Annotated in this window: 13 protein-coding genes; 10 read left to right on the forward strand and 3 right to left on the reverse strand. The window is 73.6% G+C overall.

The window, feature by feature from the left end:
* Positions 1 to 256 precede the first annotated feature (256 nt).
* Positions 257 to 1,750 (forward strand): FAD-dependent monooxygenase, encoded by a 1,494-nt coding sequence (locus ACIBST_RS33905; protein ID WP_397177636.1) that lies wholly within the window; start codon positions 257 to 259, stop codon positions 1,748 to 1,750.
* On the opposite strand, the gene ACIBST_RS33910 is transcribed toward ACIBST_RS33905, so the two are convergent.
* A complete protein-coding gene (locus tag ACIBST_RS33910) occupies positions 1,707 to 3,005 on the reverse strand; it encodes an MFS transporter (protein WP_397177638.1) in 1,299 nt (432 codons plus the stop codon). The two genes, ACIBST_RS33905 and ACIBST_RS33910, sit on opposite strands and share 44 nt — an antisense overlap.
* A gap of 60 nt (positions 3,006 to 3,065) precedes the next feature.
* On the reverse strand, positions 3,066 to 3,854 hold the full coding sequence (locus ACIBST_RS33915; RefSeq protein ID WP_397177639.1) for an MBL fold metallo-hydrolase: 789 nt from the start codon (positions 3,852 to 3,854) through the stop codon (positions 3,066 to 3,068).
* 86 nt (positions 3,855 to 3,940) lie between these two features.
* Between ACIBST_RS33915 and ACIBST_RS33920 the strand changes: the two genes are divergently transcribed.
* Complete coding sequence (locus tag ACIBST_RS33920) at positions 3,941 to 4,540, forward strand: CGNR zinc finger domain-containing protein (protein ID WP_397177641.1); 600 nt, start codon at positions 3,941 to 3,943, stop codon at positions 4,538 to 4,540.
* Positions 4,541 to 4,639: 99 nt separating this feature from the next.
* Positions 4,640 to 5,113, forward strand: a complete 474-nt coding sequence (locus ACIBST_RS33925) for a carboxymuconolactone decarboxylase family protein (protein WP_397177643.1) — start codon at positions 4,640 to 4,642, stop codon at positions 5,111 to 5,113.
* Between the two features lie 84 nt (positions 5,114 to 5,197).
* Here the strand turns inward: ACIBST_RS33925 and ACIBST_RS33930 are convergent, their stop codons facing one another.
* Positions 5,198 to 5,593 (reverse strand): RidA family protein, encoded by a 396-nt coding sequence (locus tag ACIBST_RS33930; RefSeq protein WP_397177918.1) that lies wholly within the window; start codon positions 5,591 to 5,593, stop codon positions 5,198 to 5,200.
* Positions 5,594 to 5,696: 103 nt separating this feature from the next.
* Between ACIBST_RS33930 and ACIBST_RS33935 the strand changes: the two genes are divergently transcribed.
* The 7 genes from ACIBST_RS33935 (at position 5,697) to ACIBST_RS33965 (ending at position 14,555) form a co-directional block, all read left to right on the forward strand.
* Positions 5,697 to 6,704, forward strand: coding sequence for a helix-turn-helix transcriptional regulator (locus ACIBST_RS33935; protein WP_397177644.1), 1,008 nt, complete (start codon positions 5,697 to 5,699; stop codon positions 6,702 to 6,704).
* Positions 6,705 to 6,886: 182 nt separating this feature from the next.
* The gene (gene rox / locus ACIBST_RS33940) at positions 6,887 to 8,341 is read left to right on the forward strand and encodes a rifampin monooxygenase (protein ID WP_397177645.1); all 1,455 of its coding nucleotides are present in this window, start codon (positions 6,887 to 6,889) and stop codon (positions 8,339 to 8,341) included.
* A gap of 305 nt (positions 8,342 to 8,646) precedes the next feature.
* Positions 8,647 to 9,153 (forward strand): pyridoxamine 5'-phosphate oxidase family protein, encoded by a 507-nt coding sequence (locus ACIBST_RS33945; RefSeq protein ID WP_397177647.1) that lies wholly within the window; start codon positions 8,647 to 8,649, stop codon positions 9,151 to 9,153.
* A gap of 101 nt (positions 9,154 to 9,254) precedes the next feature.
* Positions 9,255 to 11,102: a S9 family peptidase gene (locus ACIBST_RS33950; RefSeq protein WP_397177648.1), complete on the forward strand. Its 1,848-nt coding sequence runs from the start codon at positions 9,255 to 9,257 to the stop codon at positions 11,100 to 11,102.
* On the forward strand, positions 11,066 to 12,379 hold the full coding sequence (locus tag ACIBST_RS33955) for a serine hydrolase domain-containing protein (protein ID WP_397177650.1): 1,314 nt from the start codon (positions 11,066 to 11,068) through the stop codon (positions 12,377 to 12,379). Before ACIBST_RS33950 ends, ACIBST_RS33955 begins: the two co-directional genes overlap by 37 nt.
* Before the next feature lie 9 nt (positions 12,380 to 12,388).
* Positions 12,389 to 13,708: a serine hydrolase domain-containing protein gene (locus tag ACIBST_RS33960; protein WP_397177652.1), complete on the forward strand. Its 1,320-nt coding sequence runs from the start codon at positions 12,389 to 12,391 to the stop codon at positions 13,706 to 13,708.
* Entirely contained in the window at positions 13,701 to 14,555 is an 855-nt protein-coding gene (locus ACIBST_RS33965; protein ID WP_397177653.1) for a serine hydrolase, read from the forward strand. The genes ACIBST_RS33960 and ACIBST_RS33965 overlap by 8 nt, the downstream gene beginning before the upstream one ends.
* Positions 14,556 to 14,565 lie beyond the last annotated feature (10 nt).

Raw genomic sequence — 14,565 nt, forward strand, 5'->3', positions numbered from 1 at the left:
AGACCGGGGCCCGGGACGTGAGGTTGGTCCGGGCGCTGCGCGCGGCAGCGGTCTTCACCGCGGTCACCAAGCCTCACCTCCCTTCCACACAGATCCAGTACCGAACTTCACGGGCAGCCTAGCACCTCGGCCGGTGCTCGCAGGGATCGGCCTCAGCGCCGGTGACTATCGTTGCGGGAACCGGCACCCTCGCCGTTACCGTCGGCGCAGCGGTCGGCGACGTCATCGCCGATCCCTGTCGAACGGAGCATCCGTGATGAACGTCGATGTGATCGTCGTCGGAGCCGGGCCGACCGGGCTCATGCTCGCCGCAGAGCTGGGCCTCGCAGGGGTGGCGGCCGTGGTCGTCGAACGGCTTCCCCGGCGCAGCGGGCAGTCCAAGGCGCTCGGCATCCAGCCCCGCTCCGCGGAGGCGCTGGAGTTACGCGGTCTCCTCGAACCCCTCATGGACCGGGCGATCCAGCGGGTGCCCGGCGGGCATTTCGCCGGGCTGCGACTGGACTACGCCGCCTGGGACACCCGGCATCCGTACTCGATCGGCATCCCCCAAGGGCGCGTCGAGGCGCTGCTGGAGGAGCGGCTCGGCGAGCTGGGCGTCCGGGTCTTGCGCGGGCACGAGGTGACCGCGCTGTCGCAGGACGCCGACGGCGTCGAGGCGACCCTGCGCGGGCCAGAGGGCGGCGGGTCGCGGCTGACCGCGCGTTACCTGGTGGGCTGCGACGGCGGCCGCAGCACCGTCCGTGAGCTGCTGGGCGTCGGCTTTCCCGGCCTGGACGGCAAGCTGCTCTCGGTGGTCGCCGACATCACGATCTCCGACCCGGACGGCGCCGTGCCGGAGACCTGGACCCTGCCCGTCATGACGCCCGACAAGACCGGCAAGGGCTACATCGCGCCCATCGGCGATGGCGTGCACCGGTTCCTGTTCTACGGAGCCGAGCAGCAGGCGCTGTCCCGCGACACCCCGATCACCGAGGAGGAGGTGCAGCGGGCGCTGCGCAACGAGTTCGGCCCGGGGGTCCGGCTGACGGGCGTCCGGTGGGCGTCCCGGTTCACCGACGCCTCGCGCCAGGTCGAGCGGTACCGCCACGGCCGGGTCCTGCTCGCCGGGGACGCCGCGCACATCCACTCGCCCATGGGCGGTCAGGGGCTCAACCTCGGGCTGCAGGACGCGTTCAACCTGGGATGGAAGCTGGCGGCCGAGATCGGCGGGTGGGCGCACGAGGGGCTGCTCGACAGCTACCACGCCGAACGGCATCCGGTCGCCGCCCGCGTGCTGGCCAACACCCGGGCGCAGGCGGTGCTGATCGTGCCCGAGGAGGAGAACCTGGCCCTGCGCGACATCGTCGAGCAACTCGTGCGGGTGCCCGAGGCCAACCGGATCGTCGCCGGCATGATCTCAGGGCTGGACGTCCGCTACGACCTGCCCGGCCGCCGCCACCACCTGCTGGGACGCCGCGTCCCCGACCTCGACCTGGTGACCGCGTCCGGGCCCGGCCGGGTGGCCCGGCTGCTGCGCGACGGCCGCGGCCTGCTGCTGACGACCGCCGACGAGGCGGCGTTCGCCCGGGCCGCCGGGCCGTGGTCGGCCAGGATCGGCCGGGTGCACGCCAAGGCGGAGCTCGGGGCGGACGCCGTCCTGGTACGGCCCGACGGCTACGTCTGCTGGGCCGGTTCCGTCGCCGACGTCTCCGGTCTCACCGACGCCCTCACGCGGTGGGCGGGCGCTCCCGCCGCCGGCGGACGTCCCTGAACGAGCCACGCGCGAGCGCGATGCTCACCGGAACGACGGCCAGCGCCAGAACGCCTCCGCCGACGGCGAGGAGCGGGTAACCGGCGACCTCGACGACGAGGCCCGAGGCCATGCCGCCGACGGCGCCGGCGACCGCGATGGAGACGTCGACCCAGCCCTGCGTCCTGGCGCGGGTGGCCGGCGGGACGGCGTCGGTGATGATCGCGGTGCCGGCGACGAGACCGAGGTTCCAGCCCAGCCCCAGCAGCGCGAGCGCCACCGCGTACGCGGCGACGGAGTCGTCGGGGGCGACGGCGGCGAGCGTCCCGGCGGCCGGCAGGACCAGCCCGGCGGCGGCGGCGACCGCCAGGGGGCCGTGACGGTCGACGAGCCGGCCGGTCAGCGGCGAGGGCAGGTACATCGCGCCGATGTGGATCGCGATGACCAGGCCGGACGCGGCGGCGCCGGAGCCGCTGTCGTGCATGTGGACGGGCGTCATGGTCATGATCGCGACCATGACGACCTGGGTGAGCACCATGACCAGCGCACCGGCCGGCACGCCGGGGCGGCGCCCCGCGGCGTCCGGACGCGGCCGACCGGCGGCGTCGTCCGGCGCTGCTGCGGGATCGGCTTCGAGCGCGCGCGCCAGCAGCAGCGGATCGGGACGCAGCCACCCGGCCAGGACCAGGGCGGCCAGCGCGTAGGCGACCCCGGCGAGCAGGAACGGCCCGGCCAGGTACGGGATGCCGAGGACGGCCGCGAGGCCGCCGGTGGGCGCGGCGAGGTTGGGCCCCGCCACGCCGCCCAGGGTGGTGGCGACCAGCACGGTGGACACCGCGCCCGCCCGGCGTGCGGGGGCGGCCAGGTCGGCTCCGGCGTAGCGGGCCTGGAGGTTCGTGGCGGTGCCGGCGCCGTACAGGAAGAGCGAGAGGAACAGCAGGACGGGATGGCCGGCGACGGCGGCGACGATGACGCCGCCGCTGCCGGCGGCGCCGGCGAGATACCCCAGGGCCAGGCCGGGGCGGCGGCCGCGGGCCTGCGAGAGGCGCCCGACGGCGACGGCCGCCACGGCGGAGCCGGCGGTGCCCACGGCACTGGGCAGGCCGGCCAGGCCGGTGGAGCCGAGCATGTCCTGGGCGAGCAGGGCGCCGACGGTCACGCCGGCCGCCAGCCCGACGCCGCTGAGGACCTGGGCGATGACCAGGACGATCAGGGAGCGGCGCTGCGCCTGGACGCGCGGGAGGTCATCCGCCCGGACGGGCGCGTTGGTCGTCACGAGAGAGCTCTTTCGAAGAGGGGTTGCCATCGACGGCGTGGCCCAGGCCCATGGGCGTGGTCAGGCTCGCTCGCCCAGGTCCAGGCGGTCGAGCAGGCCGCCGGCGGTGAAGGCGGCCACGAGTTCGTCGCGGCCCTCGGTGAAGTGGGCCCAGCCGTCGTAGTGCACGGGCACCACCCGGCGGGCGCCGAGGATCCCGGCCGCCTCCACGGCCTGCGCGCTGTCGAGCACGATCAGCCGCCCGTCGAACAGGACGGAGAACCGGGGACCGCCGGCGAAGAGCACGGCGGTGTCCACCGGGCCGAACCGGCCGGCGATCTCGCGGACCGCGTCCAGCGAGGCGTTGTCGCCGCTGACGTAGACCGTGGGCAGGCCCTCCCCGGTCAGGACGAACCCGACGACCTGGCCGGTGATCGGCTCGACCTCCTCGCGCGGGCCGGGGCCGTGCACGGCGGGCACGCCGGTGACGGTGATCGTGCCGCCGTCGCGGCGGTCCAGCTCGATCGACTCCCAGTCGGCCAGGCCCCTGGCCCCGCCGCCCAGGCGCCGCCCGCCCCCGGGCGTGGTGAGCGTGAGCGGGACGTCGGCCAGCAGGGCCCGGCCCGCCTGGTCCAGGTTGTCGGGGTGCTCGTCGTGGGAGAGCAGGACGACGTCGATGCGGCCGAGGCCGGCGGGCGTGGCGGACGGGGGAGCCGTCTTGGTCAGCCGGCCGCCCGGCACGTGATAGTCGCCGGGGGCGTCGAAGGTCGGGTCGGTCAGGAAGCGCAGGCCGCCGTACTCGAAGAGGGCGGTGGGGCCGCCCAGGACGCGGACGGGGATCTGCTCGACGGGCGCGCCGGAACTGGCCATGCGAATACCTCACGGATGGGAAGTGGTTTATCCGTGATGACGGTAACGGTGTCTCACGGACGAGCGCAAGCCGTACCATGAGACACATGAGCGAGACGCCGACCGCCGAGTCCGTGCTGCCGCCCGCGCCGGGGGCCGAGGACTACCTCGCCCTCGACTTCGTCAACAGCGCCGTCGCGCTGCCCGGAGGCCAGTTCGTCGACCTCCTCGGCACGCCCGCGGCGACGAATCGCTGGCTCACCGAACGCGGCCTCGCGCCGGCCGACGCCGGGGTGCAGGAGATGTGCGCGACGCAGCTGCGCTCGCTGCGCGAGCACGTCAGGGCGTTGTTCAGCGCGCGGGTCGCGGGGCTGCCCGTCCTGCCCGCGGCCCTGTCCGCCGTCAACGACGCGCTGAGCAAGGCCCCCACCGCCGCCCTGCTGTACTGGGACGAGAAGAACGGCCCCTACCGCGCGACGCCGTGCCCCACCAACGAGATCCTCGACCGCGCGCTCGCCACGCTGGCCGCCAACACGGCCGACCTGCTCACCGGCCCCGACGCCGAACGCCTCACCAGCTGCGGATCCCCGCCCTGCAACCGCTACCTGCTGCGGCACGGCCGCCGCCACTGGTGCTCCACGCGGTGCGGCGACCGCGCCCGCGCCGCCCGCGCCTACGCCCGGCGCACCCAGCCCGCCCCCGGCTGACGGCCCGCGCCGATGTGGCGCACGTCACGCATTCGGCTGTCACAGGACGCGGGTCTCCGGCATCTCTTGGTCGAACCACCGAGACGCAAGGAGCACATCATGGAAACCCGCCTCAACCTCTTCGGCAGCCCGGTCGTCGCCAAGGCCATGGGCCACTACGGCGCAGTGGCCCCGGTGCTCATCCAGGAGTCGGCGTTGCCGATCGCGACCCAGAACCTGGTGATGCTGCGCGCCAGCCAGATCAACGGCGACGGCTATGCCACCGACGTCCACGGCAAGAACGCCGCGCAGGCCGGTGAGACCCTCGCGCGCCTGAACCTGGTCGCCACGTGGCGCGAGTCGACGGTGTTCACCGACGCCGAGCGGGCCGCCCTGGAGCTGACCGAGCAGGGCACGCGCATCGCCGACGGCGCCGGCGGCGTCACCGACGAGGCCTGGGCGAACGCCGCCGAGCACTACGACGACGACCAGCTCGCCGCCCTGGTGGCGTTCATCGCGCTCATCAACGCCACCAACCGCTTCGCCGTCATCAACCGGCAGCGCGGCGGCGCCTACCAGCCCGCCGCCCGCTGAAGCTCCGCTACCGCCGGGCGGGTTCGTGCCCGGCGGCCCGGGTGTCGCGGGCCCGGGAAATGAAGAAGCGCGGGGCGGGTCGCGTCAGGCGACCGCGGTGCCCTCCAGCTCGACCATCAAGGTGGGGATCGCCAGCCGGGTCACGCCGAGCATCGTGGTGGCCGGCGCCGCCCCGGCGGCCCCGAGCCGCGCCGCCAGCACGCCGTAGTGCTGGAAGAGCAGGTCCACGTCCGTGGTGTAGACGTTGAGCCGGACGAGGCTCGTCAACGACATGCCGGCCTTCCCGAGGACGGCCTCCAGGTTGTCCAGGCTCAGCGCCAGCTGCGCCGCCATGTCGCCGTCATGCCGGGGCGTGCCGTCGTCGCCCATCGCGGTCTGTCCCGAGCAGTACAGGGTGCGGGTCTGCCCGGAGACCAGCTCGCCCTGGTTGAATCCCATCTCGACCGACCAGGTGACCGGGTTGATCGCCGTTCGTTCCAGTGTCATGCCGGCTCCGTTCGAGGTCATGTTGTTCGACGTCATGGTGATCAGCCTGCCAACGAATCACGACATCCTGTGTCGTGTATCTCGATAGGGTTTTCGCATGCGCGCCGACCGGCTGGTCTCCCTGGTGCTGCTGCTGCGGCAGCACGGACGGCTGTCCGCGACCACCCTCGCCCGCGAGCTGGAGGTGTCCACCCGCACGGTGCTGCGCGACATCGAGGCGCTGTCCGCGGCGGGCGTCCCGGTCTACGCCGAACGCGGCCGGCACGGCGGTTTCGCGCTGTTGCCCGGCTTCCGGACCGAGCTCACCGGCCTCAACCCCGACGAGGCGCTCGCCCTGCTGGTCGCCGGGTCGCGGCGCGGCGCGCAGGCGTTCGGCCTCGGCTCGGCGCTCGCCTCGGCGATGCTCAAGGTGGTCGACGCGCTCCCCGACAGCTACCGGGACACCGCGGCCGGCGCGGCCGAGCGGCTGCTCATCGACCCGGAGACCGACCTGCTGTCCCGCCGGCTGGCCGCCGAGGAGGTTCCCGACGCCGTGTCGGCCGAGGTCCTGCGCGCGGTCTTCGCCGGACGCAAGCTGGAGATCCACTACGCGCCCTTCGGCGGGGCGCCCGAGTGGCGGACGGTCGACCCGATCGGCCTGGTCACCATCCGCGACCGGGGCTACCTGCTGGCCACGAGGTCCGGGGCCGACCGCACCTACCGGCTGTCGCGCGTCCAGGCCGCCAGGGCGCTTCCCGAGCCCGCCCAGCGGCCCGACCGGGTCGACCTGGACCGGGCCTGGCGGGAGCGCGGCACCCGGTTCCGCACCGGCGGCGACCAGGTCACCGTGCTGGCGCGGGTGGCCCCGAGGCGGCGGGAGGAACTGCTGGGCACCGCGCTGGCCGTCCTCGCCGAGGAGGCCGACGCCGACGGCCTGCTGCGCCTGGAGGTGACCTTCCAGGACGACAGGCACGCCGTCTGGGCGTTGTGGCAGCTCGGCACGGACGCCGAGGCCCTGTCCCCGCAGTGGTTGCGCGACTCCCTGCACGCCCGCGCGACCGGGCTCGCCGCCCGCTACCGGGCGCCGTCCGCGGAACCGGCCGCCAGCAGCGAGGACCGGGCGTGAAAACCCGTTGGCGGACGGCGGCGGCCGCTGCTACGTTGCCGGTGGCCGTGCGAGAGATCGAGGAGGTGGTACCCGTGCACAAGACAACGACATGGGTGCTCCCCTTGGGGGTCACGGTCGGCGACTGAGGCAGATGTCGCCGGGAGCGCCGCGCCAACTGGCACTCCCGAAAGGCAACAGCCATGCATTCTCCGCAGCCCACCGCCGCGCCCTACGACTACGACGTGGTCATCGCCGGATGCGGGCCGACCGGCGCGATGCTCGCCGCCGAACTGCGGCTGCACGACGTACGGGTCCTCGTCCTGGAGAAGGAGACCGAGCCCAAGTCGTTCGTCCGCATCGTCGGCCTGCACATCCGCAGCCTCGAACTGATGGCGATGCGCGGCCTGCTGGAGCGCGTGCTCCGGCAGGGACGACAGCGTCCGGCCGCCGGTTTCTTCGCCGCCATCGACAAGCCCGCGCCCAGGAGCCTGGATTCCGCGCACGCCTACATGGTGGGCATCCCGCAGCCGGTCATCGAGCGGCTGCTCGAAGAGCACGCCGTCGAACTGGGCGCGCACGTCCGGCGCGGCCACGAGGTGACCGGGCTCGCCCAGGACGACGCGGGCGTGACCGTCGAACTGGCCGACGGGGAACAGGTGCGCGCCCGACATCTCGTCGGCTGCGACGGCGCGCGCAGCACCGTGCGCAAGCTGCTCGGCGTCGGCTTCCCCGGCGAGCCCTCGCGCAACGGGACGCTGATGGGCGAGATGGAGGCGGGCGTGCCGCAGGAGGAGATCGCCGCCACGGTGGCCGGGATGCGCGAGAAGCCCCAGCCGTTCTGGGTCCGGCCCTTCGGCCAGGGGATCTACAGCGTCGTCGTGCCCGCCGCCGAGCCCGGCGACCGCGCCGAGCCGCCCACCCTCGACGAGTTCCGGCGACAGCTTCGCGCCGTCGCCGGAACCGACTTCGGCGTGCACTCCCCGCGCTGGTTGTCCCGCTTCGGGGACGCCACCCGCCTGGCCGAGCACTACCGGGTCGGGCGGGTGCTGCTGGCCGGCGACGCGGCGCACATCCACCCGCCCATCGGCGGACAGGGCCTGAACCTGGGCGTCCAGGACGCCGTCAACCTCGGCTGGAAGCTGGCCGCGCAGATCCGCGGCTGGGCGCCGGGCCCGCTGCTGGACAGCTACCAGGCCGAACGCCGCCCGGTCGCGGCGGACGTGCTGGACAACACCCGCGCCCAGGCGGAACTGCTGTCCGACGGGCCGGGCCCGCGGGCCGTGCGCAGGCTGCTCACCGAGCTGATGGACTTCGACGAGGTGAACCGCCACCTGATCGAGAAGATCACCGCGATCGGCGTCCGCTACGACTTCGGCGCGGGCCCCGACCTGGTCGGCCGCCGCCTGCGCGACATCGACGTGCAGCAGGGCCGCCTCTACGATCTGCTGCGCCGCGGCCGCGGCCTGCTGCTGGACCGCACGGAACGCCTGACGCCGGGCGGCTGGTCGGACCGGGTCGACCACGTCGCGGATCCGACCGCGGCCCTCGACGTCCCGTGCCTCCTGCTGCGTCCGGACGGCCACGTCGCCTGGATCGGCGACGACCAGCGTGACCTGGACGTCCACCTGTCCCGCTGGTTCGGCAGCCCCGCCTGAGCGGGCTCAGGTAGTGAGGGCGGCCACCGGCGTCACGCCGCAGGTGCGGGCGTAGCCGTTCTCGGCGCCCGCAGGCAGGACCAGGCCATGCCGAATGCCGCCGGCCATCGGCATGGCCTGGCACCCGCGCCGCACCGCCGACGGGGCCCACCGCTGGTCGCGTGACGCCGTGCGCCGGGTGCTCCCTAAGGGCCGGCGGGGGTAGCCATCGAGAGACCGGAAAAATTCTCGCCGGCGGATGTCGAGAACCGCGCGGCGGCTCCGTCCCTGGGGCGGAACACGAAGACGACCCTGGAGGGACGACCATGCGAACGAACGAGATCACCGAGATCCTGGACCGGCCGCTCAGCCGGGAGCTGCTGGCCCGCGACCTGACCCGGCTGGCGTACGTGGCCAAGGACGGCACGCCGCGGAACGTCCCGATCGCCTTCACCTGGAACGGTTCCGAGATCGTCATGTGCACGACGAAGAACGCCCCCAAGCTCGCGGCCCTGCGCGCGAACCCGATGGTCGCCCTGACGATCGACACCGAGGTGCACCCGCCCAAGATCCTGCTGATCCGCGGCCGCGCCGAACTGGACGTCGTGGACGGCATCCCGGAGGAGTACCTCCAGATGAACGGCTCGTACGAGATGACGCCCGAGCAGCGGGTCGAGTGGGAGGCCGAGGTCCGCTCGCTCTACGACGGCATGGTCCGGATCGTCGTCACCCCGACGTGGGTGAAGCTGATCGACTTCGAGACGACCCTGCCCAGCGCGGTCGAGGAGCTGATGAGGGAGCGGGCAGAGCGCGAGAACGCCACGACACGGTAGAAGGGCGGCCCGGGAGCGCTTTGGCCCCGGGCACAAGGTCTCAGACGCTATTCGTCGTGCACGATGAAGAGGACGGCGTCGGCCTGGCCTAGCGTTCGGTCATGCGCCGCCTCTCCCTCGACGACCTGTACGGCCTGGCCGTACCCGGTGATCCACAGCTGCGTCCGGACGGCTCCGCCGTCGCCTACACCCTGACGACGGCGGACCGCGAGTCCGACGCCAACGTGACCGAGATCTGGCTGGCCGCCCCGGGCGCCGCCCCGCGCCGGCTGGCGACCGGCGCGGCCCCCCGCTGGTCGCCCGACGGTCGCACCCTCGCCTTCCTGCGCCCGGCCGGCGGGCCGCCGCAGATCCACCTGCTGCCCATGGACGGCGGCGAGCCGCGCGTCCTCACCTCGGCGCCGCTGGGCGCCGGCGTGCCCGTCTGGTCGCCCGACGGCGCCCGCATCGCCTACGCCGGGCCGTCCGGCGAGGTGGACCCGAACGCGCCGATCGTCATCGACACGCTGGAGTACAAGGCCGACGGCGCCGGGCTGCTGTGCGGCCTGACCACGCACCTGTTCGTCGTGGACGTCGAGGACGGCGCCTCGGCACAGGTGACCTCGGGCGACTTCCACGCCGGCGCGCCCGCCTGGGCCCCGGACGGCGACCTGCTGGCCTTCACCGCCGGCCTGGACCCCGACCGCGACCTGGACATCTGCGGCGGCCTCTACCTGGTCGAGCCCAAGCAGGACGGCGCGCTCGAACGCGCGGGCGGCGCCGGCGTGATCTGCGCGGGCGTCTGGTGGCTGGGCGGCCGCTGGATCGTGGCCGGTTACCGCGGCGCGCCCGAGGGCCACACCCGCCTGTTCGCCCTGGACGGCGACGACCTCGCCGAGATCGAGACCGGCCTCGACCGCAACGTGATGATCGGCGCGCCCGGCTACCCGGGGGCGACGCCCGCGATGAACGGCGACGACCTGCTGTTCTGCGTCCGCGACGGCGGATTCACCCACCTGTACCGGCTGCCGCCCGGCGGCGTCGCCGAGCGCGTGGTCGAGGCCGACCGCAACGTGGCCGGCGTCAGCGTCGCCGCCGGGCGGGTGGCCTACGTGGCCTCCACGCCGCGCAGCGCCGGTGACGTCTACCTCGACGGCCAGGCCCTCACCGACCACGCCCCCGAGGGCGTCGAGCTGTTCCAGGCGCGCAGCCGCACCTTCACCGCCCCCGACGGCACGCCGGTCGAGGCGTTCGTGCTGCGCGACGAGACGCTGACCGAGCCCGGCCCGCTGCTGCTGGACATCCACGGCGGCCCGCACAACGCCTGGGCGCCCGTCTTCGACGGCGTGCACCTCTACCACCAGGCGCTGGCCGCCCAGGGCTGGACCGTGCTGCTGGTGAACCCCCGGGCCAGCGACGGGTACGGCGAGGCGTTCTACACCGCCACGGCCGGCGCCTGGGGCCTGTCGGACGAGGACGACTTCCTCACCCCGCTGGACGTCCTGGTCGAGGAGGGCGTCGCCGACCCCGCCCGGCTGGCGGTCACCGGCTACAGCTACGGCGGCTACATGACCTGCTGGCTCACCGCCAGGACCCGGCGGTTCGCCGCGGCCGTCCCCGGCGGGGTCGTGGTCGACCTGCGCAGCATGCTCGGCACCGCCGACCTCGGCTACTTCCTGGCCAAGTACGAGGTCAGGGACGAGTTCGTCGAGCAGTCGCCGATCACGTACGCCGGCGACGTCGTCACCCCGACCCTGATCCTGCACGGCGGGTCGGACGACCGCTGCCCGATCGGCCAGGCCGAGCAGTGGTTCGAGGCGCTGCGCGAGCGCCGGGTGCCGGTCCGCCTGGTCCGGTATCCCGGTGGTTCACACCTTTTCATCCTCAACGGACGGCCTTCACACCGCTTCGATTACAACGAAAGGATCCTCGCGTGGCTGGATCAATGGGTCAGCGTCTCGCCGAACTGATCGAGAAGTACGAGGTCCCGGGCGCGGCGCTCGCCTACCTGCACAACGGGGAGCTGCACGAGTTCGCCGCGGGCGTGCTCAACGTCGACACCGGCGTGGAGGCGACCCCCGACTCCCTGTTCCAGATCGGCTCGGTCTCCAAGGTCTGGACGGCCACCCTGCTCATGCAGCAGATCGAGCGCGGCCGGCTGACCCTGGACACCCCGGTCGCCGAGCTGCTGCCCGGCTTCCGGGTGGCCGACGCCGAGGTGACCAAGACCGTCACGGTCCGGCACCTGCTGTCGCACACCAGCGGCATCGACGGCGACCTGTTCCTCGACACCGGCCGCGGCGACGACTGCATCGAGAAGTACGTCGAGGCCTGCGCCGACCTGGCGCAGAACCACCCGCTCGGCGCCACCCAGTCCTACTGCAACTCCGGCTTCGTCATCGCCGGGCGCATCCTGGAGGTGCTGGAGGGCAAGACCTGGGACGCGGTGCTGCGCGAGAACATCTGCGAGCCGCTCGGCCTGACCCACACCTGGACGCTGCCGGAGGACGTACTGCGCTTCCGCGCCGCGCACGGCCACGTCGAGGACGGCAAGGCGGCTCTCGTGTGGGGCCTCATGCGCTCGTGCGGCCCGGCCGGCCTCATCTGCGCCCGTCCGCGGGACGTGGTCGCCTTCGGCCGCGCCCACCTGGAGGGCGGCCTGCTGGAGAACCCGCGGGCGATGTGGGAGCCGCAGGTCGACATCCCCAACCCGCACACCCTGGGCAGGCAGTGGGGCATCGGCTGGATCCTGGACGAGTGGTCCGGCCACCGCGTCATCTCGCACGGCGGCAACACCATCGGCCAGCACGCCATGCTCTGGGTCGTGCCCGACACCGGCACCGTCGTGTGCGTGACCACCAACGGCGGCCACAGCGGCGCCCTCACCCACGCCGTGGCCACCGAGCTGTTCGCCGAGCTCGACGGCCTGGCCGTGCCGCCGGTGCTCGGCCCGCCGGACAGCCCCGTGCAGGTGGACGTCGAGCGTTACGCCGGCGTCTACGAGCGGGTCGGCGCCCGCATGACCGCCAGCGTGCACGACGGCGCGCTCAGGTTGCGCGTCGAGTCGACGGGCGCGCTCGCCGCCCTGCAGGAGCCGTTCGACCTCGACCTCGTCGCCGTCGACGACGTCACCTTCGTCGGCCGCCGCGAGGGCGACCCCGACTGGGTCTCGGGCGTGTTCTACCAGCTCGACGACGGCTCGCCCTACTTCCACCTCGGCGTCCGCGCCACCCCCAAGATCGCCTGAGGAGACCGGATGGATCTGCAGAAGCGCCTGGACGAAGCGGCCGCGGCGCACGACGTGCCGGGCGCGGCCATCGCCGTGTGGACCGGCGGCCAGTTGCATGAGGCGGCCACGGGCGTGGTCAACCGCAACACCGGCGTCGAGACCACCACCGACAGCGTCTTCCAGGTCGGCTCGACCACCAAGGTGTGGACGGCCGCCCTGATCATGCAGCTCGCCGAGGAGGGCCTGCTCGACCTGGACGAGGAGGTCGGGCACTACCTGCCCGAGTTCGCCCTGTCCTACGACGCCGTGATCACCGTCAGGCAGCTGCTGGCGCACACCGGCGGCTTCGACGGCGACCTGTTCGAGGACACCGGCCGCGGCGACGACAGCCTCGACAAGTTCGTGGCCTACCTGCACGGCGCGGGCAAGGTGCACGAGCCGGGCGAGCTGTTCTCGTACTGCAACGCCGGCTACTGCGTGCTCGGCGCCATCGTGGCCAGGCTGCGCGGCACGACCTGGGAGCAGGCCATGCGGGAGCACCTGCTGAAGCCGCTCGGCGCCACCCACGCGGCGCTGCTGGCCGAGGAGGCCGTGCTGTTCCGCGTGGCGGCCGGGCACATCGGGCCGGGCAACGACGTCTGCCCCCAGTGGCAGATGCCCCGCTCCAACGCGCCCGCCGGGGCCACCATGTGCCTGGCCCCGCGCGAGCTGGTGCGGTTCGGCCGCATGTTCGCCGCGGGCGGCGTGGCCGAGGACGGCACCCAGGTGCTGTCGGCGGAGAGCGTCGCCGCGATGCGCACCCCGCAGGCCGCGGTGCCGGGCGTGCCCGGCCTGATGGCCGCCAACTGGGGGCTCGGCTTCGAGCTGTTCACCTGGGGCGCCTACGGCCACGACGGCGGGACCCCGGGCCAGAGCACGTTCTGGCGGGTGGCCGACGACGGCTCGTACGCGATCGCGATGAGCATCAACGGCGGCAACTTCGTCGGCGTGATTAACGACCTGCTCCTGCCGCTGCTCAGGGAGGCCGGGCTGGCCGCCCCCGACCTGCCCGCCCCGCCGGAGCAGCCGCGGGCCGTGGACCCCGCGCCGTACACCGGCCGGTACGAGGGACCCCAGCTCGCCTACGAGGTCTCGGCGGCCGACGGCGGCCTCCAGGTCGCCCTGATCCCCGGCGCGTTCATGGCCAGCATGGGCCAGGAGGGCACCACCGCCAGGTACGTCCACCTCGCCGAGGACACCTTCATCGCCGAGCAGCCCGAGGAGGGCAGGCACGACACCGTCACGTTCGTCGTGCGGGACGGGGCCGCCACGCACCTGCACAACGGCCGGGCGGTCCCGCGTGTTTGACCGGGAGGCCAGGAACGTCTTCGCGGCGGCGGGCGTGCGCGGCTTCGTGCACGCCCGCGACCTGGACGGCGAGGCCGAGATCGGCCTCGACCCGGACGCCCCGGTCGTCCTGGCCTCGGTGTTCAAGCTGCCGATCCTGCTGGAGTACGCCAGGCAGGCCGCGGCGGGCGAGGTGGACCGCACCGAGCGGCTCACCGTCACCGCGGCGGACAAGGACGGCGGCATCGGCACCTCGGGCTGCGCCGACGACGTGTCGCTGACGCTGCGCGACCTGGCCCACTTCATGATGTCGATGAGCGACAACGCGGCCACCGACGTGCTGCTGCGCCGGGTGGGCCTCGACCGCGTCAACGCCACGCTGGAGGACCTCGGGCTCAGGCGCACCCGCCTGATCGGCGGCTGCGCGACGCTGTTCGAGTCCGTGGTCGAGGAGCTGGGCACCATCGACGTGGCCGGCATCCCCGAGGAGCGGATCAGGGCGCTGGCCGTACGTGATCCGGAACGGACCACCGCGGGCACGCCCCGGGAGATCACCACCCTGCTCGGCCTCGTCTGGCGCGACGAGGCGGGGCCCGCCGAGGCGTGCGCGGAGGTGCGCGACATCATGGGCAGGCAGATCTGGCCGCACCGCCTCTCCTCGGGCTTCCCGGACGAGGTGCGGGTGTCGGCCAAGACCGGCACCCTGTGGGGCGTGCGCAACGAGGCGGGCGTCGTGGAGTACCCCGACGGCGGCCGGTACGCCGTCGCGGTGTTCCTGCACGGCGACGACCTGTCCTTCCGCATCCCGGCCGCGGACGCCGCCATCGGCCGGGCCGCCCGTCTGGCCGTCGATCACCTGCGCGGCTGATGACGGTCTA

It is taken from the genome of Nonomuraea sp. NPDC049684 (assembly GCF_044465345.1).
Classification (GTDB): Bacteria; Actinomycetota; Actinomycetes; order Streptosporangiales; family Streptosporangiaceae; genus Nonomuraea.